Source organism: Pseudoflavonifractor sp. MCC625 (assembly GCF_018784545.1).
In the GTDB taxonomy this organism is placed as follows: domain Bacteria; phylum Bacillota; class Clostridia; order Oscillospirales; family Oscillospiraceae; genus Pseudoflavonifractor_A; species Pseudoflavonifractor_A gallinarum.
This window is the reverse complement of the sequence record NZ_WQOJ01000053.1, coordinates 1-278: the sequence shown is the minus strand read 5'-3', so window position 1 is coordinate 278 and position 278 is coordinate 1. Positions and strand designations below refer to the sequence as shown.

Sequence of the window (278 nt, the reverse complement as noted above, 5' to 3'; positions counted from 1 at the left end):
TCATCCCAGCGGAAATACAGCATAGCCAGACGCTTTTCCTCTGCATCCATGACTTCCAGTTCTATGCCCTGTGCCGTGGTACGGTAATCGGCAATATCGCCGGTCTCCAGATTCAGTGTCTCAATCTCACCGGAATAGGCTCTGCTCAGCCAGTAGGCGATCTCGCTGTTGCTCCTGCCGGATTGCAGCAGCGTGGAAATCTGCTTTTTATCCGCTTCATCCATCAGTCCATGAGCCAATACATCCCGCAAGTCCTGATCTGCCTTGTCCGGGTCAAT

At 52.9% G+C, this 278-nt stretch carries 1 protein-coding gene; it reads right to left on the bottom strand.

Annotated elements, in window-relative coordinates:
* A partial coding sequence (locus GPK94_RS15805) for a hypothetical protein (protein WP_215656262.1) occupies window positions 1-278 on the bottom strand: 278 nt, incomplete at both ends.